Origin of the sequence: Amaricoccus sp. (assembly GCF_017993425.1) — a bacterium.
Taxonomy (GTDB): Bacteria; Pseudomonadota; Alphaproteobacteria; order Rhodobacterales; family Rhodobacteraceae; genus Amaricoccus.
Genome location: NZ_JAGOMQ010000047.1, coordinates 2,171 through 25,398 on the forward strand (window position 1 = coordinate 2,171; position 23,228 = coordinate 25,398).

The following is a 23,228-nucleotide window of genomic DNA, read 5'->3' on the forward strand; positions in this document are numbered from 1 at the left end:
GGGAACGGGCCCTGCCGGGGGACGTCAGGTCTCGCCCAGCGGTCCGATGAAGTCGGGCTTGCCGAGCGGCACGCCGCGGGCCCGCAGGATCGCGTAGGCCGTGGTGACGTGGAAGAAGAAGTTCGGCAGCGCGAAGCCGAGCGCGTAGTCGCGCGCCGGCAGCGTCACCTGCCGCCGGCCGATCGAGGGCGAGATCACCGTGTCCTCGCGGCCGTCGAGCGCGGTGCGCGGCACGGCGGCGAGGAAGGCCCGCGTCCGCTCGATGCGGGCGATCACCTCGGCGAGGCTCGCCTCGTCGTCGGCGAAGGGCACGTTCTCGACCTCGCCGAGCCGGACGACCGCGAGCTTCGCGGTGTCGCTCGCCCGCTGCACCTGGCCGGTCAGGCTCAGCATGTCGGGCGCGAGCCGCTCGGCGAGCAGCGCCTGCGGGTCGATCCCCTCCGCCTCGGCCCAGACCCGCCCGCGGCCGAGCACGTGCTCGAGCCGGTCGAGCCCGCGCCGGAACACCGGGACCGTGATGTCGTAGAGCGAGATCGCCATTTCCGTCCTCCCCGCCTGCGTCTGCGGCGGCGAGCATGGCGCCCGGGCCCGCCGCCCGGCAAGGCCCACTGGCGGGGCGGGGGCAAATCGCCTATCCCGGCGGGGGCCGCTCGCGAAGGACCTCCGATGCCCCGCACGCTCATCACCTCGGCGCTCCCCTACATCAACGGGATCAAGCACCTCGGCAACCTCGTCGGCAGCCAGCTGCCCGCCGACGTCCATGCCCGCTACCTGCGCGCGCGCGGCCACGAGGTGATGTTCATCTGCGCCACCGACGAGCACGGCACCCCGGCAGAACTCGCCGCCGCCAAGGCCGGCGAGCCGGTCGCCGACTACTGCGCCCGGCTCTGGGGCGAGCAGAAGGCGCTCGCCGACGGCTTCCGCCTCAGCTTCGACCATTTCGGCCGCTCCTCCTCGCCGGAGAACCGCGCGCTGACCCAGCATTTCGCCGGGCGGCTGGCCGACGCCGGCCTGATCGCCGAGGTGATGGAGCGGCAGGTCTATTCCCCCGCCGACGGCCGCTTCCTGCCCGACCGCTACATCGAGGGGACCTGCCCGAACTGCGGCTACCCGCGCGCCCGCGGCGACCAGTGCGAGAACTGCACCAAGCAGCTCGACCCGACCGACCTGATCGAGCCGCGCTCGGCGATCTCCGGCTCGACCGACCTCGAGGTGCGCGAGACCAAGCACCTCTACCTGCGCCAGTCGGCGCTGAAGGGGGAGCTCCGCGACTGGATCGTCTCCAAGACCGACTGGCCCGTCCTCTCCACCTCGATCGCGCTCAAGTGGCTCGACGACGGCGAGGGCCTGCAGGACCGCGGCATCACCCGCGACCTCGACTGGGGCGTGCCGGTGCGGCGCGGAACCGAGCCCTGGCCGGGGATGGAGGGCAAGGTCTTCTACGTCTGGTTCGACGCGCCGATCGAGTACATCGCCGCCACCGCCGAATGGGCGCACGCGAACGGCCTGCCCGAGAGCGCCTGGCGGCGCTGGTGGCGCGAGGACGAGGGCGCCGCCGACGTCCGCTACGTCCAGTTCATGGGCAAGGACAACGTGCCCTTCCACACGCTGTCGTTCCCGGCGACGATCCTCGGCTCGGGCGAGCCCTGGAAGCTCGTCGACTACATCAAGAGCTTCAACTATCTCAACTACGACGGCGGGAAGTTCTCCACCTCGCAGGGGCGCGGGGTCTTCATGGACCAGGCCCTCGCCATCCTGCCCTCCGACTACTGGCGCTGGTGGCTGCTCTCCAACGTGCCGGAGAGCGGCGACGCCAACTTCACCTGGGAGAGCTTCCAGGCCGGGGTGAACAAGGACCTTGCCGACGTGCTGGGCAACTTCGTCTCCCGCGTCACCAAGTTCGCCGCCGCCCGCTTCGGGAGCACCGTGCCGGAGGGGGGCGAGTGGGGATCGCTGGAGGTCGAGGCCGCCGAGAGCGTCGCCAACGGCATCGTGGCCTATCAGGCGGCGATGGACGCCATCCAGCTTCGCCGCGCCGCGCAGGAGCTGCGCCAGCTCTGGGTGACCGGCAACGAGTACCTGCAATCCGCCGCCCCGTGGACGGCGGTCAAGACCGACCCGGAGCGCGCCGCGACGATCATCCGCTTCGCCTTCGACCTGATCGCGCTCTACGCCGCGCTCTCGGAGCCGTTCATCCCCGACGCGGCGGCGGCGATGCGCAAGGCGCTCGGCCTCGACGCCGCGCCCTGGCCCGAGGACCCGGCCGCCGCCCTCGGCCGGCTGCCCGCCGGCCAGCCCTTCGAGGTGCCGCCCGTCCTCTTCGCGAAGCTCGACGACGCGACCCGCGCCGGGCTCGAGGCCCGCTTCGCCGGGGCCGCCTGATGTTCGCGGCCCGCATCCGCCATCCGCTGGTCGCCTCGGCGCTCCACGGCGACCGCCCGGCCTTCGACGCGGCGCTCGCCCGCTGGTGCGACTTCCTCGCCGCCCGGCCCGGCCTGCGCAGCTTCACCGTGACTCTGGAGTCCGACGGGCGCCATCTGACGGCGCAGAGCGTCTGGCGCAACAAGGCGGACTTCGAGGCGACCTTCGCCGACCCGGGATTCGCCGGGCATGGCGGCGCGCTCCTCGCCTTCTTCGCCGAGCGGACCGCGCCGGAATTCCTCGACGTCCTCGCCCACCGGCCTTGACCGCCGGCCCGCCGGCGCGCTTTCCTCCGCCAAAACGACATCCGGGGGGAAGCGATGTATCACGGCTGGATCGAGGGCACCGGATTCGAGGAGCGCGACCCGCGCTTCGCGCGGCTGCTGACCGGGCACGGCCGCGTCGAGCGGCTGTGGACCGGGGCGCGCTGGTGCGAGGGGCCGGCCTGGTTCGCCGCGGGGCGCTACCTGGTCTGGTCGGACATTCCCAACGACCGGATGCTGCGCTGGGACGAGACCGACGGCTCGGTCTCCGTCTTCCGCGCGCCCGCGATGAACTCGAACGGCAACACTGTCGACCGCCAGGGCCGCCTCGTCACCTGCGAGCACCGCGGCCGCCGCGTCACCCGCACCGAGCTCGACGGCCGCGTCACCGTGCTCGCCGACCGCCACGACGGCAGGCGCCTCAACTCGCCGAACGATGCGGTGGTGAAGTCCGACGGCTCGATCTGGTTCACCGATCCCTCCTACGGCATCCTCTCCGACTACGAGGGCGACCGCGGCGACAGCGAGATCGGGGCCTGCCACGTCTACCGCATCGACGGCCGGAGCGGGGCGCTGAGCGTCGTCGCCGACGACTTCGTCAAGCCGAACGGCCTCGCCTTCTCGCCCGACGAGGGCAAGCTCTACATCGCCGACACCGGCGGCTCGCACGATGCGGACGGGCCGCGCCACATCCGCGTCTTCGACGTGGCCGGCGACCGGCTGACCGGCGGCGCGGTCTTCGCCGAGTGCGAGGCCGGGCTCTTCGACGGGTTCCGCTGCGACACGGCGGGGCGCATCTGGACCTCCGCCGGCGACGGCGTCCACTGCTACACGCCCGAGGGCGAGCTGATCGGCAAGATCCTGATCCCCGAGCTCGTCGCCAACGTCTGCTTCGGCGGGCCGAAGCTCAACCGCCTGCTGATCTGCGGCACCACCTCGCTCTATTCCTGCTTCCTGACGGCGCAGGGCGTGAGCCCGGTCTGAGGCCCGCGCGCGCCCCGCCGCGGGGCGGGTTGCGCACGTGAAATCGGGATCAAGATGCTGGAATATATAGAGAAACGGATGCGCGTTAACCTAGCGGTCATCTTCCTTGACGCGGCCTCCGGCGCCGGGAGGCGGCCCTGATGGGCCGGGTCTACGTCATCGGGACCTGCGACACCAAGGGCGCCGAGCTCGCCTATGCCTGCGGGCTCATCCGCGCGGCGGGCGCCGGGGCGGTGCTGGTGGACGTGGGCACGAAAGGCCCGGGGCCGGGGGCGGACGTCGGCGCGAGCGAGGTTGCGGCGCGGCATCCGCGCGGCGCGGCGGCCGTGCTCGGCGGCGACGACCGGGGTGCGGCGGTGGCGGCGATGGCCGAGGCGCTGGCGCTGTGGCTGGGCGAGCGCGGGGACGTGGGCGCGGTGCTGGGGCTCGGCGGGTCGGGGAACACCGCGCTGGTCACGCAGGCGATGCGGGCGCTGCCGGTGGGCGTCCCGAAACTGATGGTCTCGACGGTCGCCTCCGGCGACGTCGCCCCTTACGTGGGCGCGAGCGACATCGCGATGATGTATGCGGTGACCGACGTGGCCGGGCTGAATGCGATCAGCCGCCGCGTGATCGGCAACGCCGCGCATGCCGCGGCGGGGATGGCGCTCTGGACGCCGCCCGTGGAGGCGGCGGACAAGCCGGGCGTCGGCATGACCATGTTCGGCGTCACCACAGCCTGCGTCACGGCGGTGCGGGCGGCGCTGGAGGCCGATCACGAGGTCTACGTGTTCCACGCCACCGGGGCTGGCGGGCGGTCGATGGAGAAGCTCGCCGAATCGGGCCTCGTCGCCGGCATGATCGACGTGACCACCACCGAGGTCGCCGACTTCCTCGGCGGCGGCGTGCTCGCCTGCGACGCCGACCGCTTCGGCGCCGTGGCGCGGACCGGGCTCCCCTGGGTCGGCTCGGTCGGCGCCTGCGACATGGTGAACTTCGGCGCCCGCGACAGCGTGCCGGCGCGCTTCGAGGGCCGGACCTTCTACGTCCACAACCCCCAGGTGACGCTGATGCGCACCACGCCCACCGAGAACGCCGCCATCGGCGCCTGGATCGCGGAGCGGCTCAACGCCTGCGACGGCGAGGTGCGGATGCTGCTGCCGCTCCGCGGCGTCTCGGCGATCGACGCGCCGGGCGCGCCCTTCCACGACCCCGAGGCCGACGCGGCGCTCTTCGACGCCCTCCGCGCGACCTTGCGCCAGACCGGCCGCCGCCGGCTGGTCGAGCTCGACCTCCACATCAATGACGCCGCCTTCGCCGCCGAGCTGGCGCGCCACTATCGCGAGATCGCCGCATGACACGCCCCGACCGCGCCGCCCTGATGGCGCGCTTCCGCGACATGGCCGCCGCGCGCATCCCGATCATCGGCGGCGGGGCCGGCACCGGCCTCTCGGCGAAATGCGAGGAGGCGGGCGGCATCGACCTCATCGTCATCTACAATTCCGGGCGCTACCGCATGGCCGGCCGCGGCTCGCTCGCCGGGATGCTCGCCTACGGCAACGCCAACGACATCGTCCTCGACATGGCGCGCGAGGTGCTGCCGGTGGTGAAGCGCACGCCGGTGCTCGCCGGCGTCAACGGCACCGATCCCTTCGTGGTGATGGACGACCACCTGAACCGCCTGAAGGCGCTGGGCTTCGCCGGGGTGCAGAACTTCCCCACCGTCGGGCTCTTCGACGGGACGTTCCGCCGCAACCTCGAGGAGACCGGCATGGGCTACGGCCTCGAGGTCGACATGATCGCGCAGGCGCACGCCAAGGACCTGCTGACCACGCCCTACGTCTTCTCGGCCGAGGAGGCCCGCGCCATGGCCGGGGCAGGGGCCGACATCGTCGTCTGCCACATGGGCCTGACCACGGGCGGGGCCATCGGCGCCGGGACGGCGACGACGCTTGCGGACAGCGTCGCCCGCGTCGACGAATGGGCCGAGGCGGCGCTTTCCGTCCGCAGGGACGTGCTCGTCCTCTGCCACGGCGGGCCGATCTCCTCGCCCGAGGACGCGGGCTATGTGCTCAAGAACGCCCGGCTCTGCCATGGCTTCTACGGCGCGAGCTCGATGGAGCGGCTGCCGACCGAGACGGCGCTGACCGAGCAGACGCGCCGCTTCAAGGCGCTGGAGTTCTAGCGGAACGCACGGCCCCGGGGAACGCGGCCGAGGGAGGAAGGGACGGATGGCGAAGGCCTATGCGAGCACGGTGATCGACGCGCCGGTCGAGGCGGTCTGGGAGGTGGTCCGCGACTTCAACGGCCTGCCGGCCTTCCTGCCGGCGATCCCGTCGAGCGAGATCGAGGAGGGGCTGCCGGCCGACGCGGTCGGCTGCGTCCGCGCCTTCCGCATCGGCGAGACGCTGGTCCGCGAGCGCCTGCTGGCGCTCGACGACTGCCGCTACCGGCTCGTCTACAACTTCGAGACCCCGGCCTTCCCGGTGGCGAACTACCGCGCCAAGATCGAGCTGATCCCGGTCACCGCCGGCGACCGCACCTTCGCGCAGTGGTTCTCGTATTTCGACGAGGCCCCGGGCGACGAGGGCAAGTACGTCGAGATCATCTCCCGCGACGTGTTCGGCGGCGGCCTCGCCGCGCTGAAGGCGCTCGTCGCCGGCCGGGCCGCGCCGGAGGGCGCGCAGCGCTGGAAGGGCCTGCGCCCGGCCAAGGTATTCACCACCAGCGTGATCGACGCGCCGGTGGGGGTGGTCTGGGAGCGGATGCGCGACTTCGCCGGCATGGACGGCTGGCACGAGGACATCACCCGGATGCGCATGCTCGACGGCGCCCGCCCCGACCGTCTCGGCGGGGTGCGGGAGTTCCTGTTCGGGACCGGCCTCCTGCACGAGGAGCTGACCTTCCTCTCCGACGAGGACCGCGCCTTCCGCTACCGCATCCTGAAATCGGAGATGCCCTGGCTCAACTACCACGCCGGCGCGCGGCTCTACCCGGTCAGCGACGGCGACCGCACGCTGGGGCTCTGGACCGCCGACTGGACAGCCTCGCCGCAGGACGACCTCGCGCTGATCCCGGCGGTGCAGGACGGGGTGTTCCAGAAGGCCTTCGACACGCTGGCCGCGCAGCTCGGGCGGGGCGCCTGATCCCCGGCGTGCCGCGGGGGCCGGGCCGAGGGGGGCGTCGAGCCCCCCTCGGCCCGCGGCGCGCGGGCGCCGGGAAGGGGCTCCGGACCCACCAGGGAACGAAGCCCCCGGGCCTGTTCGCCGCAGCCGCCGTCGCGTCGACGATGCCTGGGGTCACGGCGGCCGGGTCGTCAAGGGCGCCTGCGGCGCCGGCGCCAGCGCCGGTTTCATCCTTGACGACCCGGCCGCCGCGCCCCCTTTCTGGCATCGACGCGACGGCGGCTCCGGGGAACGGGCCCTCCGGCAGGGGCCTGTCGCAACCGTGAGCGGCGGGGGAGGTGCGCCGGGGCGCGGGGCGGGCTAAGCAGGGCGCCATGGACCGCCGCACGCTTCTCGCCGCCCTCGCCGCCGCCGCGCTCGCGCCCCGGCTCGCCGCCGCCCAGTCCGTCGACGCCTCGGCGATCGACGCCTACCTGCGGGGCCTGCGCACCGCCGAGGGCGGGTTCCGCCAGACCAACCCGAACGGCTCGGTTCAGACCGGGCGGTTCTACCTGTCACGCCCCGGGCGGATGCGGTTCGAGTACGACGCGCCGAAGGGGGCGATGGTGATCGCCGACGGGACGAACGTCGCGGTCTTCGACCCGAAGTCGACCCGGGTCTCGTCGCGCTATCCGCTGGGTCGGACGCCGCTGTCGCTGCTCCTGCGCAGCGATCTCGGCCTGAGCGAGCCCGGCATGGTCCGCGGCGCGACCCGCGAGGGCGGCGAGGCCACGCTGACCGTCGTCGACCCGCGGATGCCCGACGAGGGCCGGCTGGCGCTCACCTTCGCCGAGAGCCCGCCGGCGCTCCGCCGCTGGGTGGTGACGACCAAGGGCGGCCAGCGCACCGCGGTGGAGCTGACCGGGCTCAAGACCGGCGTGGCGCTCGACCGCAGCCTCTTCAACATCGAGCTCGCCGAGATCAAGGCGCGCTGAGGCGGCTCCTCAGAGCGGGATCGGCCAGCGGCGGTGGATGGCGGCGATCCCGGCGCGCACCTCGTCGTCGAGCTTCAGCTCCTCCGCCGCGAGGTCGCTGCGCAGCTGGTCGAGCGAGGTCGCGCCGAGGATCACCGAGGCCATGAACGGCCGCTCCGCCGCCCAGGCGAGCGCCATCTGCGCCGGGTCGAGCCCGTGTGCGCGGGCGAGCGCCACGTAGGCCGCGACCGGCGCCTCGGCGTGCTCGGTCAGCCGCCCGCCGAGGCCCGGCACGACCGCGGCGCGCGAGCCCGGCGGCACGGCGCCGCCGAGATACTTGCCGGTCAGGATGCCGGCGGCGAGCGGCGAGTAGGCGAGGAGGCCCACCTCCTCGTGGTGGCAGAGCTCGGCGAGGTCGAGGTCGAAGATGCGGTGCAGGATCGAGTACTCGTTCTGGATCGACGCCACCCGCGGCAGGCCGCGGGCTGCGGCGAGGCCGAGGAACTGCGCCGTCCCCCAGGCCGTCTCGTTGGAGAGGCCGACGGCGCGGATCTTGCCCTCGGCCACGAGGTCGCCAAGGGTCTCGAGAACCTCGGCGATGCGCTCCGTCTCGCCCCGGGGCTGGAGGTGCGGCGCGTAGGTCCAGGATTTGCGGAAATGGTAGCTGCCGCGGTTGGGCCAGTGCAGCTGGTAGAGGTCGACGTGGTCGGTGCGCAGCCGCCTCAGGCTGCCCTCGAGCGCGCTGCGCAGCGTCGCCGGCGTGACCGGCGCGCCGTCGCGGCCGGCCATGCGGCTCCCCTCGCCGGCGATCTTGGTGGCGAGCACGATGTCGCCGCGCCGCCCGGTCCGGGCGATCCAGTCGCCGAGGATGCTCTCCGTCCCGCCCGTGGTCTCGGTCAGGAGGGGCGTCGTCGGATACATCTCGGCGGTGTCGATGAGGTTCACGCCGTGGTCGAGCGCGAGGTCGATCTGGGCATGCGCCTCCGCGGCGTCGTTCTGGCTGCCCCAGGTCATCGTGCCGAGGCAGAGGCGGCTGACGCGGATGTCGCTCCGGCCGAGGCGGTTGGTCTGCATTCCGGGTCCTCTCGTCGGGATCGGACCGTGCCATGCACGAGCCTGCGCCCCCGATCAAGGCCGCCCCGGTCAGGGTCGCCCCGATAAAGGCCGCGTCGTCCGCTCCGGACGACGCGGCCCCCGGGCGCGGCGAGGCCAACCCCACTCGGCCGGGCCGCGCCCGCTGTCGGCTGGCTAAGCGCCCCCTCGCGGGGGCGGTGGGGCTAGGCCGACAGGAAGGAGGATAGGCCCGGCGGCGTCGCGGTCCAGATGGGCGAGGATGCCGTAGACCTCGGCGAGCCGTTCCGCCGTCAGCACCGCCCCCGGCGGCCCGACCGCGACGATGCGCCCGCGATGGAGGAGCGCGACGCGGTCGCACCAGCGCGCCGCCAGCCCGAGGTCGTGCAGCGCCACGAGGACGCCGCGCCCCTCGCGCGCCAGATCCGCGAGCCGCGCCATCAGCCCGATCTGGTGCGCCGGGTCGAGCCCCGCCGCCGGCTCGTCGGCGAGAAGCAGCGGCGCCTCCTGCGCCAGCGCCCGCGCGATCAGCGCCCGCGCCCGCTCGCCCCCGGAAAGCTCCGTCGCCGGCCGCTGCTCGAAGCCGCCGAGATCCATCGCCGCGATGGCGCGCGCCACCGCCGCCTGGTCCGCCGCCGCCCCTGCCCGGTGCGGCAGGCGCCCCAGCCCGACCAGCGTCGCAACCGTGACCGGCCAGGCCACCTCGCGCTCCTGCGGCAGGTAGGCGACCCGGAGCGCGCGCGCCCGCGCGTCGAGCCCGGCGAGCGCCGCGTCGCCGAGGCGCACCGCCCCCGTGGCGGGGGCGAGCCCGGCGGCGACCCGCATCAGCGTCGACTTCCCCGCCCCGTTCGGGCCGAGGAGCCCGACCACCTCGCCCGGCGCCACCGCGAGGCTCACCCCGTCGAGCACCCGCCGTCCGCCGCGCGCCGCCGTCACCCCCTCGAGCGACAGGAGGCTCACGCCAGCGTCCTCCGGCTGCGCCAGACCAGCCGCAGGAAGAGCGGCGCGCCGACCAGCGCCGTCACCACCCCGAGCTTCAGGTCCCGCTCCGGCGCGATCAGCCGCACCGCCACGTCCGCCGCGAGGAGCAGCGCCGCCCCCCCCAGCGCCGAGGCCGGCAGCAGCGTCGACGGCCGCCCCCCGACCAGCGGCCGCAGCAGGTGCGGCGCCACCAGCCCGACGAAGCCGATCGCGCCGGCCACCGCCACGCCCGCCCCGGTCGCCAGCGCCACGCCGAACACCAGCGCCAGCCGCGCCCGCCCGAGCGAGACGCCGAGCGAGGAGGCCGCATCCTCGCCGAGCGTCAGCGCGTCGAGGCTGCGTCCGAGGCCGAGCAGCAGCGCCATCCCCCCGACGAGGAACGGCCCCGCCAGCCAGAGCTGCGGCAGCGAGCGGTCGACCAGCGAGCCGAGCAGCCAGTGGACGATCTCCGCCGCCGCGAAGGGATTGGGGGCGAGGTTGAGCGCCAGCGCCGTCAGCGCCGAGGCGAAGGACGAGACCGCGAGCCCGGCGAGGATCAGCGTGATCGAGGACGCCCCCGCGCCGGCGAGCCCCTGCACGAGGAGCGCCGCCGCGAGCCCGAAGCCGAGCGCCAGCAGCGGCAGCGCCAGCGGGAAGGCGGCGGAGAGGCCGGTATAGAGCGCGATCACCGCCCCGAGCGCCGCCGAGCCCGACACCCCGATCAGCCCCGGCTCGGCCAGCGGGTTGCGCAGATACCCCTGCAACGCCGCCCCCGACAGCCCGAGCCCCGCGCCGATCAGCAGCCCCAGCGCCGCCCGCGGCAGCCGCAGCTCGCGCAGGATCAGCGCCTCGCCCGCCGGCGTCCCGCGCACCAGCGCCGCAAGGCTCTCCCCCGGCGGCAGCCGCGCCGGCCCGACCAGCAGCGAGGCCAGGAACAGCGCCCCGACCAGCGCGGCGAGCCCGCCGAGCACCAGCGCCGGGCGGGCCGTGCTCACGGGGCCGGCCTCGCCGCACGCAGCGCCGCGACCCGAACCCCACCGGGCGCCAGCCCTCCATGCGCCCGGTTCACGGCGCAGGCCTCGCCGCGCGGAGCGCCGCCACCGCCCGCGCCAGCATCGGCGTGCCGCAGACCCAGAGGTTGTCCGCCACCGCGGCCCGCGTCGCCCCGAGCGCGCCGACCACGGGATGCGCCAGCGTCTCCTGCGCCAGCGCCGGCGTGCCGTAGTCCTGACCCAGAACCAGCAGGTCCGGGGCCTCCGCCGCCAGAACCTCGAGCGGCAGCGCCCCCATCCCGACGATGCCGCGGTCGGCGGCGACGTTGTCGAGGCCGGCGGCGCGCAGGATCTCGTCGGCGAGCGTGCCGGCGCCCGAGGTCCAGGCGTTGGCGTAGAGGATCGCCGCCCGCGGCCGCGGCCCCGCCGGCGGCGCGGCCAGCGCGGCGTCGAGCCCGTCCACCAGCGCCTCCGCCCGCGCCTCCTGCCCGATCAGCGCCCCCATGCGCCGGACGTTGGCGCGCACGTCGTCGAAATCCGCCTCGATCGGGAAGACCTCGACCCGCAGGCCGAGGCGGCGCAGCATGGCGAGCGTCGCCGGCGGGTCGCTCTCGCCCGCCACCACGAGGTCGGGCGCGAGCAGGAACACCTCCTCCGCCCGCCCGTGGTTGACCGGATACGCCGCCGCCTCGGCCGCCATCGCCGAGGCGACAGGATCGTGCGACACCGCGCTCACCGAGACGAGCTGGCCGGGCGCGGCGAGCAGGAGGGCGAGCTGGTCGGTGCAAAGGTTCGTCGACACGACCCGCGCCGGCGCCGCGGCGGCCGGAGCCGCCGCCAGCGCCAAAGCGAGGGCGACGCCGAGCCGGCCCGCGCCGTTCGCCCGGCGCGGGCCCGCTATCACGCGTGTTAGCGGGGTCAACCATTTGGATTTGCTGATGATTTCAGGTCCGTTAGTCAGTCGTTCACCCCTTGGCTCGCGCGCGGTTCTCAGAACCGGGCCGTCACGCCGGCGTAGAAGGCGCGGTCCGACGTGCCGTAGCCGCGGGCAGTCTGGTACTGCTCGTCGAAGAGGTTCTCCGCCCGCACGTAGATCTCCGCCGCCTCCGTGACCGCATAGGCGACCCGCGCGTTGACCACCACGAAGTCCCGCGTCCAGCCCTCGGACTGGATCACGTCCCCGCTCAGGAAGTCGATGGCGCTGTCATCGACGTAGTCCCAGATGAAGTTGGCCCCGAGGTCGTAGCTCAGGCGCTTGTACGCCCCCGTGGCGGTCAGCGACAGGTCGTGCTTCGGCGCCCGGTTGATCGGCGTCCCGTCCGGCGTCTCCGTGTCGGTCCAAGTATAGGCCCCGCGCAGCGCGAAGAGCTCGTTGAACGCCCATTGCCCCGAAAGCTCGAGGCCGCGGCTCCGCGTCGTGCCGTTCGTCTGCACGTAGCGGCCCCAGGGAGCGGCGCTCAGGCTCTCGAACTCGATCAGGTCCTCGATCTCCAGCCAGAACAGCGTCGCGCCGACCTCGCCCCGGTCGGCGAAGCGGCGGCTGACGCCGATGTCGGCGCTGACGCTCTCCTCCGGCTGCAGGTTCGGGTTGCCGTAGAGCGAGAACAGCTCGTAGTTCGACGGCGCCCGGAAGCCGTTGGCGAGCGCGCCGTGGATCGTCGTCTCCGGCGTCGCCAGCCAGGCGAAGGTCGCGCGCGCCGTCGGGTAGTAGCCGAACTCGGAATGATCGTCCGCCCGGAACGCCGCGTTGAAGACCAGCGCCTCCGCGGGCGTCCACGTCCCTTGCAGCCAGGCCCCGGCGATCCAGTTCTCCGCCGAGGCGTCCCAGGTCGACTCCGACTCCTCCCGCGTCCAGTCCGCGCCGTATTGCAGCCCGACCGTCTCCGAGACGTCCCAGCCGCCGAGATACTCGGCCTTGGTCCGGTGGCCCTTGAAGGTCGACTGCGTGCCGAACTGCGTCGTGTCGCGGTCGACGTCGTAGTAGGTGAGCGCCAGCGTGTTGGTCAGCCCGGCGTCGGTGGTGAAGTCCGCCCCGCCGCGCAGGCCCCAGGTGTCGGTCTCGTAGGGGTTGTCGGCGTCCTGCCCCGCCCCGGCGCCGTTGTCGAAGTTGCCGTCCTGCCGCTGCCAGAAGCCCGCGGCGAAGAGGTCCGCCTGCCCGGTCAGGTGGAACCGCCCCGATCCCGACAGCCGCGTGGTGCGGTAGTCGTCGTCCTCGTCGTTGCCGTCGAGCTCCTCCGCCGCCGAGAAGCCGTCGGATTGCAGCCGCGCGCCGGTCAGCGCGAACTCGGCCTTGTCGGTCATCCCGGTCAGCGTGTAGGCGCCGCGGAAGGTCGAGTAGCTGCCGCCCTCGAGCAGCAGGCTGTTCTGGAAGCCGGGCTCCGTCGGGCGGGGCGAGGTGACCGAGATCACGCCGCCGACCGCCTGCCCGCCATAGAGCGCCGACTGGCTGCCCTTCAGCACCTCGACCCGGCTCGCGTCGTCGACGAGCAGGCCCGAGAGCGACGGCGCGACCTGCGTGCCCGACGGGTCCGAGATCTCGATCCCGTCGACCTCGACCTTGACGTATTGCGGGGTCGCGCCGCGCACCGAGAAGCTCGACGTCGACCCCGCCGGGCCGTTCTGGCCGACGGTGACGCCGGGCAGGTCGCGGATCTGCTGGAGCACGAAGGGCCGGCCGTCCGACGACATCTGCGCCTCGTCGAGGATCGAGACCGAGGAGCCCGAGCGCGACACCTCCGTCGGCGTGCGGTTCGCCGTGATGGTGATCGGGTTCAGCACGAGATCGGACGGCGCGGTCTGGGCCGCGACGGCGAGGGGGAGGGCCACGCCGGGCAGCGCCACGGCGAGGATGAAGGGACGCATGAGACGCCTCCTGTGCCATGGCCGGGATGCGCGCGTAGCGCCCCGGCCGGGTTGACGAGCGTCGTCGGCTGGGGCTTGCGCCCGTCGCGTCGGACAGCGATGTGCTCACCGCTGCGGGACGACCGCACCTCCCGCGCGCCCCGCGCGGGTCGGATGGGTGACGCCTGGGCAGGTCTCCTGACTCGCGGGTCCGGGCCTTGCGTCCGCCTTCCCGGGGTCTTGGCCCCAGTGGCATTCCGGACGCAGGCTCGCCGCCTACAGTTGCGGGGGCAGCCGCGGAGTAGGGGAGGCATCCCCGCACCGCGTTCCCTTTTCATCCCGGCCGTGAGGCCGGGAACCCTGGCGCCCCGACCTTTCGGCGCGCGCCTGCGCGATGTCAAGCGACGAGCGCGGCGCGGGACGCCCCGCCCGCGGAGGTGTAGCTGGCGTCGCACAGTGCGACGCTTTGGCGGGAAGCGGGGGTCAGACGGCCAGCGGGCGCGCCTTGGCCAGCCGGTCGAAGGCGGCGAGGTCGGCGATCAGCGCCGGCATCCGCTCGAGCTGGATCATGTTCGGGCCGTCCGAGGGAGCGTTGTCGGGGTCGGGATGCGTCTCGATGAACACCGCCGCCACCCCCAGCGCCACCGCCGCCCGCGCCATCACCGGCGCGAACTCCCGCTGCCCGCCCGACGAGCCGCCCTGGCCCCCCGGCTGCTGCACCGAATGGGTGGCGTCCATCACCACCGGATAGCCGGTCCGCGCCATGATCGGCAGCGAGCGCATGTCGGCGACCAGCGTGTTGTAGCCGAACGAGACCCCACGCTCGCAGAGCAGGATGCGCTCGTTGCCGGTCGAGGCGATCTTCGCCGCGACGTTGGGCATGTCCCAGGGCGCGAGGAACTGCCCCTTCTTGACGTTGATCGCCGCCCCCGTCGCGCCCGCGGCGAGCAGGAGGTCGGTCTGCCGGCTCAGGAAGGCCGGGATCTGCAGCACGTCCACCGCCGCCGCCGCCGCCGCGCAATGCTCCGGCAGGTGGACGTCCGTCAGCGTCGGGCACCCGATGGCCGCCCGCAAGTCCTGCAGGATGCGCAGTCCCTCCTCCATCCCGAGCCCCCGCGTCGCGCCGATCGAGGTCCGGTTCGCCTTGTCGTAGGAGGCCTTGAAGATCAGCCCGACCCCTTCCGCCGCACAGGCCGCCGCCAGCGCCTCGGCGATGGCGAACGCATGGTCCCGCCCCTCCAGCTGGCAGGGCCCCGCGATCAGCGTGAACGGCCGGTCGTTGGCGAGGCTGAGCCCCCCGACCTCCACGGTCCGCGCCCGCACGCCTTCAGCCAAGTCCGCTTCCTCCCCTGCGCTCCGCCCGGCTCAGTCCCGCCGGCCCGGCGCCGCCCCGGAACTCTGCCGCGCCCCCCCGAGCAGGCTCCTGACCCGGCGACGCAGGCCCGCCGCCCCCGAGGGCCGCCGCGCTCCGGACGACGCGACCATGGCCTTCATAGCCGAGAGCCGGTCCGGGTCCATGGTGAAAAGGTCCGCCGCCCGCATCTGCGCGGTGTCGTAGTCCGGGACGGCGCCGTCGATCAGCCCGTAATCGACCCCCGGGAACGTCACCCCGTAGCGGTCCCGCAGCCACAGCGCGTCCGTCGAGGCGCGCCGGACGTCGCGGGCGATCTCCGGCCGCAGCCGCGCCGCGTTCCGCCCCGGCGCCTCCGCATCGGCTTTCCGCACCGCCTTGCGGAACGCGGCGGGCCCCATCGCCTCGCGCGCCGCCGCCACGCCCGGCCCGTGATCGGCGTCGAGCATGAGCGAGGTCGCTTCCGCCGAGACCGACTCGTTCGCCTGCGACGCGCTCAGCGTCACCGGCCCGACGACCGGCGCGACATAGTGTGCGATGAAGTCCTGCACGACGTCCTCGCCGACCAGCGCCGCCCGCTCGAAGAGCCGCACGTCGACCCTCCGGCCGAAGCCCTGCTCGACCAGCGGCAGCTCCCGCTCCAGCTTGCCGCCGTCGATCGAGCGGATCGACCGCCCCTGCTTGGCGCCCTGCTGCACCCGCGCCGCGAACCAGCTCGCCGGCTCCCGGACGTACATGACCACGGTGATGTCCTGCGACAGCTCCTCGAGCCGGCGCCGGAAGGCCGCGTAGTCGCTCTTCGTCGGGTTGTTGAAGAAATACTCGCTGCTCAGCGCCAGGAGCGCCGGGTCCGTCTCCTCGGCCTGCCGCCGGATGTCCGCCCACATCGCCTCGGCGTCCCTCCGCGCCGCCGGCCGGTCCGCGCGGTACTGGATCTCCAGGCGCCGCGGCAGATCCGCCGCCCCGACGAAGAGCGGGCAGAGGTAGCGATGGTTCTCCCGGCCCCGACCGCCGTCCGGATAGAGCACCCGCCGCTCGAGCAACGCGTTCCGCGCATCGAAGAACGCCGTCTGCACGGCGGTGGTGCCGGTCTTGCTCAGGCCGATATGAAGAACGATCCTCACGACTCTGCACTCCACAAGGCCGCCCGCGGTTCCCGCCGGCGGGAGATATCACGGGCTCGCCTGCGTGGGGCGTGGGCGAGACAAACGGGTTAACCCCGTCAGTCTGACAGACCGGCGTGTCATATACCAGATTATAGATGCCGCCCGGGCTCAGAGCATCCGGGCTCAGAGCATGCGGACGTGCGACCCGCGGGAATCGTGCAGGAAGAACGGGACCGCCGCGCCGGCGGCGCCGGCCTCGACCAGCGCCTCGACCTCGGCGAGGACCACCGTGGTGATGAAGGGCAGCGGCAGGGCGCGGGCGGCGGCGAGGTCGACCCAGCGCAGGTGGCGCAGCTCGTGGTCGACATGCTCGAACGCATCCGGGTCGGAGCCGAGATCGCCGGCCTCGGCGAGGAAGAAGCGCGCGTCGAAGCGGCGGGGGCGGCCGGGGGGCGTCACGGCGCGGAAGAAGAAGCGCAGCGCCTCCGGCCGGGGCGCGAGGCCCGTCGCGAGGAAGCCCCGCCAGTTCTCCGGCGCGGCCGGGGCGAGCTCCGCGACCGCGGGATCGGGGCGGCCGAGGAGGAGGCCGGTCTCCTCCCGGAGCTCGCGGATCGCCGCATAGGGCAGGGCGCGGGCGACCGCGGGGTCGGCTTCGCGCGCGAGGCGGTCGGCGTCGTCGAGCCATGGCGCGCCGGGCGCCGCCGCCAGCGTGAGGTCGCCGGGCTCGACGGCGCCGCCGGGGAAGACGAAGAGGTCGGGCATGAACGCCGCCGTCGCGCCGCGCTGGCCCATCAGCACCCGCGGCCCGGCGCCGTCGCGGCGCACCAGGACGATGGTGGCGGCGTCGCGGATCGCGGGGCCGGGCGGAGAGGCGCCGGCCTCAGGCACGCCGCGCCGCGTCCCCGCCGAAGCCGTGCATGCGCTTGGCCCATTGCAGCGCCACGAACATGCCCTTCAGGCGCGGCAGCATCCAGAGCGACAGCGCGACGAAGACGGTCGAGAAGCCGAGCGCCATCGCCCAGGGCTCCGGTCGCCAGGCGATGTAGACCGCGAGCATCAGCGGCGCGAGGATGTGGCCGGTGACGAGGATGGTCGCCCAGGCCGGCCCGTCGTCGGCGCGGTGGTGGTGAAGCTCGGTCCCGCAGACCGGGCAGGCGTCGCGGACCGTGAGGAAGCCGTCCATCATCTGGCCTTCGCCGCAGGCGGGGCAGCGCAGCGTGGCGCCGCGCAGCAGGGCTGCGCGCAGGTCGCGGTCGTCGTCGGCCATGGTCGGGGCGCTCCTCGTCGTTCGCGCGCAGTCTAGTCCCCCTCCGCGGGGAATCCCAGAGCGCGACGGAAAGCCGCCGCAGCGGCGTTGAACCCCTCAGAGGCGTCGGACAGCCGGCGTCGGAGGAAGCAAGGAGACACGACGATGAAGGCACCCCGGATGGCGAGAGCGCCTCGCCTGGCCGCCGCCGCAACGGCGGCGCTGATCGCAATGGCCGCCGCGGTGGCGGCGCATCCGCCGCAGGGGCCCGAGGGCGCCCGCGGCCCGTGGGGCGGACCCGGCGGGCCGGGCCGGGAGATCGACTTCGCGGCGATCGACGCGAACGGCGACGGCTCGCTGAGCCGCGAGGAGCTGCGGGCGCGGGCGGTGGAGCGGCTGACGGTGCTCGACCTCGACGGCGACGGCGCGCTCGACCGCGCGGAGCTGGTGGCGGCGTTCCCGACGCGGGGCGGCGGGCTGGCGGTGTTCTCGGTCGATCCGGCCGAGGCGGCGGCGGACCGGGTCCTCGCGATGGGCGGGGCGACCGCGGCGGGGCGGGTCGAGGTGGCGGCGCTGGCGGAGGAGCAGGTGAACATGCTCTTCGTCCGGCTCGACCTGTCGCGCGACGACGCGATCTCGGCCGCCGAGGCTGCGCCGAGGCCGCCGCACGACCGGCAGGGCCGCCACGGCGGGCCGCGGCCGGACGCGCCGGCGCTGCCCTGACGCGACCGCGCGGCTTGCGCCTTGCCTCCGCCGCCCCCAGGATCGCTCCGAGCCGAACGGACCAGCATGGCCGCGGAGTCGGAGCCCCTGTCGGACGACGAGCTGATCCGGCGCTATGCGCTCGGGGACGCCGTCGCGGCGCGCATGCTCGTGGAGCGGCATGCGCCGCGGCTGCTGGCGCGGGCGCGGCGGATGCTCGGCGACGCGGCGGAGGCCGAGGACGTGACGCAGGAGGCGATGCTGCGGCTGTGGCGCGGCGCGGCGGCGTGGCGGCCGGGCGAGGCGGGGGCGGGCACGTGGCTCTACCGGGTCGCGAGCAACCTCTGCCTCGACCGGCTCCGCCGGCGGCGGCCGACGGGCGCGCTTCCCGACGACGCCCCCGACGGCCGGCCGGCGGCGACGGCGGCGCTCGCCCGGGCGGACCGGGCGGCGGCGCTCGACGCGGCGCTGGCGGAGCTGCCGGAGCGGCAGCGGACGGCGATCGTGCTGCGCCACATCGAGGAGCGCGGCAACCCGGAGATCGCGGAGGCGCTCGGCGTGAGCGTCGAGGCGGTGGAGAGCCTGCTCGCCCGGGGGCGGCGCGCGCTGACGGCGCGGCTGGCGCCGCGGCGGGAGGAACTGGAGCTGGACGATGGCGATGTCTGACGACGATCCGCGGGCGGCGCTCCGGCAGGAGGAGGGCGCGCTCGCCGAATTCTTCGATGCGGGCCGGGCGGGCAGGGCGGAGCTGCCGCCGCGGCTGATGGCGGCGATCCTCGCCGACGCCGAGGCGGCGCGACGGCCGCCGGCGCGGGCGGGGCTGCGGCCGGGGCCGCGGGCGGTCGGGCGCGTGCGGGGACGGGCCGCGGGCGGGCGGGCGGCGGCGCTGGCGCTCGCCGGGTGCTTCGCGGTGGGCATGTTCGCGGGCGCGCTGGGCGCGGGATCGGGGCTGGTCGATCCGGTGCTGTGGCCGTCGGACACGACGACCACGGCGGCGGCGGCCGCGAGCGGGTCGGGGGACGCCGGCGATGCGACGGGCGGGGTCGACGGGTTCTACGACCTCGCCCAGGCGGAGGGATGACGATGACGACGGACGCGACGCCGACCCCGCCGGGGCGCAGGCGATGGGGGTGGACGCGGATCCTTCTCGTCGCCTCGCTCGGCCTCAACTGCGCCTTCATCGGGCTGATGGCCGGGCTGGCGGTCAAGGGTCCGCCGGGGCCGCCCGACGGCGGGCCCGAGCCGGGGCTGCGCTTCTATGGCGCCGCGCTGCCGGAGCCGTTCCGGGGCGAGCTCGGCCGGTCGCTGCGGGCGAGCCGGGGGGAGTGGGACGCGCCTCGGCAGCGGCTGCGCGGCCTGCGCGAGGACCTCGCCGGCGCGCTGACCGCGGACCCCTACGACCCGGCGGCGGTCGCGGCGGTCCTCGACGACGGGATGGACATGATGGCCTCGCTTGGCCGCCGCGGAACCGGGCTGCTGCTCGAGCAGATCGGGAAGATGGACGCGGCGGCGCGGGCGGAATATGCGCGGCGGCTGCTGGAGCCGCCGCCCGCCCGCGGCCCCGGCGGAGAGGGCAGGGGGCCGCGGCGCTAGCTGGGGCCGCGGGCTCCGCCGCTCGGGGACGGACCGGCGCCACAACTTGTGACGCTCGTTATAATATTGATTTATTCGGATTATTTTCGCGGACGTGAAGTTATCAACAGGCTCGCGCCCGTTATCGCGCCGGTCTCAGGCTGCGGCGGCGAAGAAGGTGACGCGGTTGCGGCCCTTGTCCTTGGCCTCGTAGAGCGCGCTGTCGGCGCGCTTGATGATCGCCTCGGCCTCGCGGTCCGCGGGGCCGGCGATGGCGACGCCGATCGAGACCGTCACCTGGATCGGGTCGGCGCCCGGCACCACGAAGGGCGCGCCCTCGACGGCGCGGCGGATGCGCTCGGCGGCGGCCGCGGCGGCGGCGTGGTCGATGTCGGGCATGGCGACGAAGAACTCCTCGCCGCCGAAGCGCGCGACGAGGTCGACGCCGCGGATGTTCTCCTGCAGCCGGCGCGAGAATTCCTTCAGCACCGCGTCGCCGGCGTCGTGGCCGAAGCGGTCGTTGATCGACTTGAACTTGTCGAGGTCCATCATCATCACCGCGAAGACCCCGTCGGTCTCGCGGGCGCGCTCCATCACCCGGTGCAGGTGCTGGGTGGCGTAGCGCCGGTTGTAGATGCCGGTCAGCGGGTCGATCACCGCCATCTTCAGGCCGTTGCGGACGTTGGTGCGCAGCCGGTCGGAATAGCGCTTACGGCGGAGTTGCGAGCGCACGCGCACGATCAGCTCGTTCGCGTCGAAGGGGGCCTCGATGTAGTCGGAGGCGCCGAGGTCGAGGCCCTTGGCGGCGTTGGCGACGTCGCCGGTGTCGACGACGAGGATGACGGCGGACTGGCGCGTCTCCGGGCGGGCGCGCAGCGCCGAGACGAGGCGCAGCCCGTCGCCGCCCTCCATCAGCCGGCGGTGGACGACGAAGCAGTCCGGCTGCTCGAGCCGGGCGAGGTTCAGCGCCTCGCGCTCGGAATAGGTGACGATGGTCGAGAGGTTGAGCCGGGACTCGAGCTCGACGGCCCAGGAGGAGCCCTCGGTGAGGCAGGGCGGCGCGAGCAGGATCGAGCCGCCGACGTCGAGCTCCATCTCCTGCTCGGAGATGAAGTCGGTCAGGCCGAGCTCGCGCGAGGTCATGTCGCGCAGGCGGAGCTCGTCGAACATCATCTTCATGCGCATGAGGTTGCGCACGCGGGCGAAGAGGGCGAGGTCGTTGAAGGGTTTCGACAGGAAGTCGTCGGCGCCGGCCTCGAGGCCGCGGATGCGCTCCTCGGGCGTGTCGAGCGCGGTGACCATGACGACGGGGATATGGGCCGTCTCCTCGGCCGCCTTCAGCCGGGCGCAGACGTCGAAGCCGTCGAGGTCGGGCATCATCACGTCGAGCATGATCATGTCCGGCTGCTCGCGCCGTGCGATCTCCAGCGCCTGGTGGCCGTTCTCGGCGACCGAGACGTCGTAGTAGGCGGAGGAGAGCTTGGCCCGGAGCAGCAGGCGGTTCGTCGCGACGTCGTCGACCACAAGAACCCGACCCGACATCCCGCGACCTCCCCTCGGGGCGCGCGATCCCGCCCCGTCATGAGGCTGGACCTTAGGAGGAAACAGATTAACGAATGGTGTAACGGCCCCTGCCCGGGGCGTGGCGGTGGAGGCGCGGGGCGGTGACGGAGGGGCAGGCGGCGGCGCTGGCGCAGGAGGCGCTGATCTGGCTCGCCGGCCGACCGGAGGCGCTGGAGGCCTTCCTCGCCGCGAGCGGGGCCGGCCCGGCGGAGGTGCGGGCGCGGGCGGCGGACCCGGAGTTCCTGGGCTTCGTGCTCGATCACGTTCTCGCGTCGGAGGCCGCGGTCCTCGACTTCGCCCTCGCGGCCGGCGTGCCGCCGGAGCGCGTCGCCCGGGCGCGCGCTGCGCTGCCGGGGGGCTACGCGCCGGACTGGACTTGAGGGGTAGCGAGGGTGGTGCGCCGGGACCGGGCGGCGCTGCGGGGCGGCCGCGCGCCGGCGTAGATGCGGGGGGTGTCGCGTCGCTCCGGGGAACCGGGACGGGCGGGCGCCTATCCGGCGGGCGGGATGTGCAGGGCTGCGAGGGCGGCGCGGAGGGTCGGGGGGACCGGGACGGGGCGGCGGGTGGCGGCGTCGACGGCGACGTGGACGAAGCGGATGCGCGCCGCCGCCGTCGGGGCGCCGGGGGCGAAGAGGCCGACGCCGTAGGCGATCGAGGAGCCGCCGAGGTGGTCGAGGCGGAGGCCGGCCTCGACGGGCTCGGGGAAGCCGAGGCTGCCGAAGAAGGTGCAGCCGGTCTCGACGACGAGGCAGATCACCGGGCCGCGGGGGATGTCGAGCGCCCGGGAGGCGATCAGCCAGCGGTTCACCACGCTGTCGGCGTACTCGTAGTAGACGGCGTTGTTCATGTGGCCGTAGACGTCGTCGTCGCGCCAACGGGTCGGAAAGGTCTCGAAATGCGGGAAATCAGCGCGGTCGGGCGGGGCGGGGCGCATCGGCTTCTCCGTCGGGGACGTGCGAGCCTAGCCGGCGGGGGCCGCCGTGCAAGCCTCGGGTAGCCGCGCGGTGCGCGGCGTGGGGATCCGGGGGATCGTCTTCGACAAGGACGGGACGCTCTTCGATTTTCAGGCGACGTGGGGGTATTGGTGCGCGGGGTTCATCCGCGAGCTCGCGGGGACGGACGAGATCCATGCCGCGGCGCTGGCGGCGGCGCTCGGGTTCGACCGGGCGGCGGGGCGGTTCCATCCGGCGAGCCCGGTGATCGCCGGGACGATGGAGGTGGTGATCGCCGCGGCGCTGAACGCGCTGCCGGGGATCGAGGAGGCGGGGCTGCGGCGGCGGGTGCTGGAGACGACGGCGGCCGCGCCGCAGGTGGAGGCGGCGCCGCTGGCCGCGCTGCTCGACCGGCTGCGCGGGGCGGGGATGACGCTCGGGCTCGCCACCAACGACGCGGAGGCGCCGGCGCGGGCGCATCTGGCGCGGGCGGGGGTGCTCGACCGCTTCGCCTTCGTGGCGGGCTATGACAGCGGGCATGGCGGCAAGCCGGAGCCGGGGATGCTGGAGGCGTTCTGCCGGGCTACGGGTTTGCCGTCTGCGGCTTGCGCGATGGTGGGCGACAGCGCGCACGACCTCGCGAGCGGGCGCGCCGCGGGGATGGCGACGGTGGGGGTGCTGACCGGGCCGGCGACGGCGGCGGACCTTGCGCCGCTCGCGGACGTGGTGCTGCCGGGGGTGGCGGCGCTGCCGGCCTGGCTGGGGCTCGACGGGTGACCGGGGGTCGGGTCGGCCGCCGGCGGTGGCGGGGACCTGCCTTACAGGGCGGCGTCGGCTGGGCGGCCGGGGCGGACGCGGGGCTTCTGCCGAGGGTCAGGCTGGCGATCCCGGCGCCCCGGAAGGGTGGACGCGCGGGCCGGGTCGGGGAGAGGCGTTCGGCGAAGGGGCGCCTTGGTCGGGGTCCGGGTCGGGACGGGGGGGCCCGCGTCGTGGCCCGGGGCCGGGGGGCGCCCTTGTGAGCGGGGCGCGGGCGTTGTGGCTGGCGGGGCCGGGGCAGGCGGAGTTGCGGGAGGGGCCCGAGCCGGTCGGGGAGGCGGTGGTCGCGGCGCTGTTCGGGGGGATCAGCCGGGGCACGGAGGCGCTGGTGGCGCGGGGCGGGGTGCCGGA

General features: G+C 74.3%; 25 protein-coding genes and 1 riboswitch. Of the genes, 13 read left to right on the forward strand and 12 right to left on the reverse strand.

The window, feature by feature from the left end; translation table 11 throughout:
• Positions 1-24 precede the first annotated feature (24 nt).
• Positions 25-540, reverse strand: coding sequence for a DUF1993 family protein (locus KBB57_RS17215; protein WP_290752839.1), 516 nt, complete (start codon positions 538-540; stop codon positions 25-27).
• A gap of 126 nt (positions 541-666) precedes the next feature.
• Here KBB57_RS17215 and metG point away from each other — a divergent pair, with 126 nt between their 5' ends.
• The 7 genes from metG to KBB57_RS17250 all read left to right on the forward strand — a co-directional run bounded on the left by metG (position 667) and on the right by KBB57_RS17250 (position 7,746).
• Positions 667-2,382, forward strand: coding sequence for a methionine--tRNA ligase (metG, locus tag KBB57_RS17220; RefSeq protein ID WP_290752842.1), 1,716 nt, complete (start codon positions 667-669; stop codon positions 2,380-2,382).
• On the forward strand, positions 2,382-2,687 hold the full coding sequence (locus KBB57_RS17225) for a hypothetical protein (RefSeq protein ID WP_290752844.1): 306 nt from the start codon (positions 2,382-2,384) through the stop codon (positions 2,685-2,687). The genes metG and KBB57_RS17225 overlap by 1 nt, the downstream gene beginning before the upstream one ends.
• A gap of 54 nt (positions 2,688-2,741) precedes the next feature.
• The gene (locus KBB57_RS17230) at positions 2,742-3,668 is read left to right on the forward strand and encodes an SMP-30/gluconolactonase/LRE family protein (RefSeq protein WP_290752847.1); all 927 of its coding nucleotides are present in this window, start codon (positions 2,742-2,744) and stop codon (positions 3,666-3,668) included.
• 140 nt (positions 3,669-3,808) lie between these two features.
• Positions 3,809-5,005, forward strand: coding sequence for a Tm-1-like ATP-binding domain-containing protein (locus KBB57_RS17235; protein ID WP_290752849.1), 1,197 nt, complete (start codon positions 3,809-3,811; stop codon positions 5,003-5,005).
• Positions 5,002-5,832: a phosphoenolpyruvate hydrolase family protein gene (locus KBB57_RS17240; RefSeq protein ID WP_290752851.1), complete on the forward strand. Its 831-nt coding sequence runs from the start codon at positions 5,002-5,004 to the stop codon at positions 5,830-5,832. Before KBB57_RS17235 ends, KBB57_RS17240 begins: the two co-directional genes overlap by 4 nt.
• A gap of 46 nt (positions 5,833-5,878) precedes the next feature.
• Positions 5,879-6,793, forward strand: coding sequence for an SRPBCC family protein (locus tag KBB57_RS17245; RefSeq protein WP_290752853.1), 915 nt, complete (start codon positions 5,879-5,881; stop codon positions 6,791-6,793).
• A gap of 353 nt (positions 6,794-7,146) precedes the next feature.
• On the forward strand, positions 7,147-7,746 hold the full coding sequence (locus tag KBB57_RS17250) for an outer membrane lipoprotein carrier protein LolA (RefSeq protein ID WP_290752856.1): 600 nt from the start codon (positions 7,147-7,149) through the stop codon (positions 7,744-7,746).
• Positions 7,747-7,755: 9 nt separating this feature from the next.
• Here the strand turns inward: KBB57_RS17250 and KBB57_RS17255 are convergent, their stop codons facing one another.
• The 9 genes from KBB57_RS17255 to KBB57_RS17295 form a co-directional block, all read right to left on the reverse strand.
• Positions 7,756-8,799, reverse strand: a complete 1,044-nt coding sequence (locus KBB57_RS17255) for an aldo/keto reductase (protein ID WP_290752860.1) — start codon at positions 8,797-8,799, stop codon at positions 7,756-7,758.
• Between the two features lie 174 nt (positions 8,800-8,973).
• Positions 8,974-9,756 carry an ABC transporter ATP-binding protein gene (locus KBB57_RS17260; RefSeq protein ID WP_290752863.1) on the reverse strand — a complete coding sequence of 261 codons (783 nt, stop codon included), beginning with the start codon at positions 9,754-9,756 and terminating at the stop codon, positions 8,974-8,976.
• The gene (locus KBB57_RS17265; RefSeq protein WP_290752864.1) at positions 9,753-10,751 is read right to left on the reverse strand and encodes an iron ABC transporter permease; all 999 of its coding nucleotides are present in this window, start codon (positions 10,749-10,751) and stop codon (positions 9,753-9,755) included. The genes KBB57_RS17260 and KBB57_RS17265 overlap by 4 nt, the downstream gene beginning before the upstream one ends.
• Positions 10,752-10,821: 70 nt before the next feature.
• A complete protein-coding gene (locus KBB57_RS17270) occupies positions 10,822-11,550 on the reverse strand; it encodes an ABC transporter substrate-binding protein (protein ID WP_290752867.1) in 729 nt (242 codons plus the stop codon).
• Positions 11,551-11,738: 188 nt separating this feature from the next.
• Positions 11,739-13,610, reverse strand: a complete 1,872-nt coding sequence (locus tag KBB57_RS17275) for a TonB-dependent siderophore receptor (RefSeq protein ID WP_290752870.1) — start codon at positions 13,608-13,610, stop codon at positions 11,739-11,741.
• A 149-nt stretch (positions 13,611-13,759) separates the two neighbouring features.
• Positions 13,760-13,967: riboswitch (cobalamin riboswitch) on the reverse strand.
• Between the two features lie 105 nt (positions 13,968-14,072).
• Complete coding sequence (gene kdsA, locus KBB57_RS17280) at positions 14,073-14,924, reverse strand: 3-deoxy-8-phosphooctulonate synthase (RefSeq protein ID WP_290752873.1); 852 nt, start codon at positions 14,922-14,924, stop codon at positions 14,073-14,075.
• Between the two features lie 30 nt (positions 14,925-14,954).
• Positions 14,955-16,064 carry a hypothetical protein gene (locus tag KBB57_RS17285; RefSeq protein WP_290752876.1) on the reverse strand — a complete coding sequence of 370 codons (1,110 nt, stop codon included), beginning with the start codon at positions 16,062-16,064 and terminating at the stop codon, positions 14,955-14,957.
• Positions 16,065-16,229: 165 nt separating this feature from the next.
• The gene (locus KBB57_RS17290; protein WP_290752879.1) at positions 16,230-16,934 is read right to left on the reverse strand and encodes an NUDIX hydrolase; all 705 of its coding nucleotides are present in this window, start codon (positions 16,932-16,934) and stop codon (positions 16,230-16,232) included.
• Positions 16,927-17,313, reverse strand: coding sequence for a DUF983 domain-containing protein (locus KBB57_RS17295; RefSeq protein ID WP_290752882.1), 387 nt, complete (start codon positions 17,311-17,313; stop codon positions 16,927-16,929). Before KBB57_RS17295 ends, KBB57_RS17290 begins: the two co-directional genes overlap by 8 nt.
• Positions 17,314-17,472: 159 nt before the next feature.
• On the opposite strand from KBB57_RS17295, the gene KBB57_RS17300 reads away from it, so the two are divergent.
• The 4 genes from KBB57_RS17300 (at position 17,473) to KBB57_RS17315 (ending at position 19,587) form a co-directional block, all read left to right on the forward strand.
• Positions 17,473-18,015 carry a hypothetical protein gene (locus tag KBB57_RS17300; protein ID WP_290752885.1) on the forward strand — a complete coding sequence of 181 codons (543 nt, stop codon included), beginning with the start codon at positions 17,473-17,475 and terminating at the stop codon, positions 18,013-18,015.
• A gap of 66 nt (positions 18,016-18,081) precedes the next feature.
• Entirely contained in the window at positions 18,082-18,660 is a 579-nt protein-coding gene (locus KBB57_RS17305) for a sigma-70 family RNA polymerase sigma factor (protein WP_290752889.1), read from the forward strand.
• Positions 18,647-19,075: a hypothetical protein gene (locus tag KBB57_RS17310; RefSeq protein ID WP_290752893.1), complete on the forward strand. Its 429-nt coding sequence runs from the start codon at positions 18,647-18,649 to the stop codon at positions 19,073-19,075. The genes KBB57_RS17305 and KBB57_RS17310 overlap by 14 nt, the downstream gene beginning before the upstream one ends.
• Positions 19,076-19,077: 2 nt before the next feature.
• Positions 19,078-19,587 carry a periplasmic heavy metal sensor gene (locus tag KBB57_RS17315; RefSeq protein ID WP_290752897.1) on the forward strand — a complete coding sequence of 170 codons (510 nt, stop codon included), beginning with the start codon at positions 19,078-19,080 and terminating at the stop codon, positions 19,585-19,587.
• A 135-nt stretch (positions 19,588-19,722) separates the two neighbouring features.
• Here KBB57_RS17315 and KBB57_RS17320 read toward each other — a convergent pair whose 3' ends face one another.
• The gene (locus KBB57_RS17320) at positions 19,723-21,108 is read right to left on the reverse strand and encodes a PleD family two-component system response regulator (protein WP_290752900.1); all 1,386 of its coding nucleotides are present in this window, start codon (positions 21,106-21,108) and stop codon (positions 19,723-19,725) included.
• A 122-nt stretch (positions 21,109-21,230) separates the two neighbouring features.
• Here KBB57_RS17320 and KBB57_RS17325 point away from each other — a divergent pair, with 122 nt between their 5' ends.
• On the forward strand, positions 21,231-21,509 hold the full coding sequence (locus KBB57_RS17325) for a DUF3572 domain-containing protein (RefSeq protein WP_290752903.1): 279 nt from the start codon (positions 21,231-21,233) through the stop codon (positions 21,507-21,509).
• Between the two features lie 110 nt (positions 21,510-21,619).
• Here KBB57_RS17325 and KBB57_RS17330 read toward each other — a convergent pair whose 3' ends face one another.
• The gene (locus KBB57_RS17330; protein ID WP_290752906.1) at positions 21,620-22,063 is read right to left on the reverse strand and encodes a thioesterase family protein; all 444 of its coding nucleotides are present in this window, start codon (positions 22,061-22,063) and stop codon (positions 21,620-21,622) included.
• 46 nt (positions 22,064-22,109) lie between these two features.
• On the opposite strand from KBB57_RS17330, the gene KBB57_RS17335 reads away from it, so the two are divergent.
• Positions 22,110-22,838: an HAD family hydrolase gene (locus tag KBB57_RS17335; protein WP_290752909.1), complete on the forward strand. Its 729-nt coding sequence runs from the start codon at positions 22,110-22,112 to the stop codon at positions 22,836-22,838.
• Positions 22,839-23,228 lie beyond the last annotated feature (390 nt).

Excerpts from the sequence above, each read along its gene's own strand:
- KBB57_RS17225 (WP_290752844.1), top strand. The coding sequence starts at position 2,382 with ATGTTCGCGGCCCGCATCCGCCATCCGCTGGTCGCCTCGGCGCTCCAC.
- KBB57_RS17250 (WP_290752856.1), top strand. The coding sequence starts at position 7,147 with ATGGACCGCCGCACGCTTCTCGCCGCCCTCGCCGCCGCCGCGCTCGCG.
- KBB57_RS17300 (WP_290752885.1), top strand. The coding sequence starts at position 17,473 with ATGGCGAGAGCGCCTCGCCTGGCCGCCGCCGCAACGGCGGCGCTGATC.
- KBB57_RS17315 (WP_290752897.1), top strand. The coding sequence starts at position 19,078 with ATGACGACGGACGCGACGCCGACCCCGCCGGGGCGCAGGCGATGGGGG.
- KBB57_RS17305 (WP_290752889.1), top strand. The coding sequence starts at position 18,082 with ATGGCCGCGGAGTCGGAGCCCCTGTCGGACGACGAGCTGATCCGGCGC.
- KBB57_RS17255 (WP_290752860.1), bottom strand. The coding sequence starts at position 8,799 with ATGCAGACCAACCGCCTCGGCCGGAGCGACATCCGCGTCAGCCGCCTC.
- KBB57_RS17275 (WP_290752870.1), bottom strand. The coding sequence starts at position 13,610 with ATGCGTCCCTTCATCCTCGCCGTGGCGCTGCCCGGCGTGGCCCTCCCC.
- metG (WP_290752842.1), top strand. The coding sequence starts at position 667 with ATGCCCCGCACGCTCATCACCTCGGCGCTCCCCTACATCAACGGGATC.
- KBB57_RS17310 (WP_290752893.1), top strand. The coding sequence starts at position 18,647 with ATGGCGATGTCTGACGACGATCCGCGGGCGGCGCTCCGGCAGGAGGAG.
- KBB57_RS17320 (WP_290752900.1), bottom strand. The coding sequence starts at position 21,108 with ATGTCGGGTCGGGTTCTTGTGGTCGACGACGTCGCGACGAACCGCCTG.
- KBB57_RS17230 (WP_290752847.1), top strand. The coding sequence starts at position 2,742 with ATGTATCACGGCTGGATCGAGGGCACCGGATTCGAGGAGCGCGACCCG.
- KBB57_RS17330 (WP_290752906.1), bottom strand. The coding sequence starts at position 22,063 with ATGCGCCCCGCCCCGCCCGACCGCGCTGATTTCCCGCATTTCGAGACC.
- KBB57_RS17245 (WP_290752853.1), top strand. The coding sequence starts at position 5,879 with ATGGCGAAGGCCTATGCGAGCACGGTGATCGACGCGCCGGTCGAGGCG.
- KBB57_RS17240 (WP_290752851.1), top strand. The coding sequence starts at position 5,002 with ATGACACGCCCCGACCGCGCCGCCCTGATGGCGCGCTTCCGCGACATG.
- KBB57_RS17235 (WP_290752849.1), top strand. The coding sequence starts at position 3,809 with ATGGGCCGGGTCTACGTCATCGGGACCTGCGACACCAAGGGCGCCGAG.
- KBB57_RS17295 (WP_290752882.1), bottom strand. The coding sequence starts at position 17,313 with ATGGCCGACGACGACCGCGACCTGCGCGCAGCCCTGCTGCGCGGCGCC.
- KBB57_RS17215 (WP_290752839.1), bottom strand. The coding sequence starts at position 540 with ATGGCGATCTCGCTCTACGACATCACGGTCCCGGTGTTCCGGCGCGGG.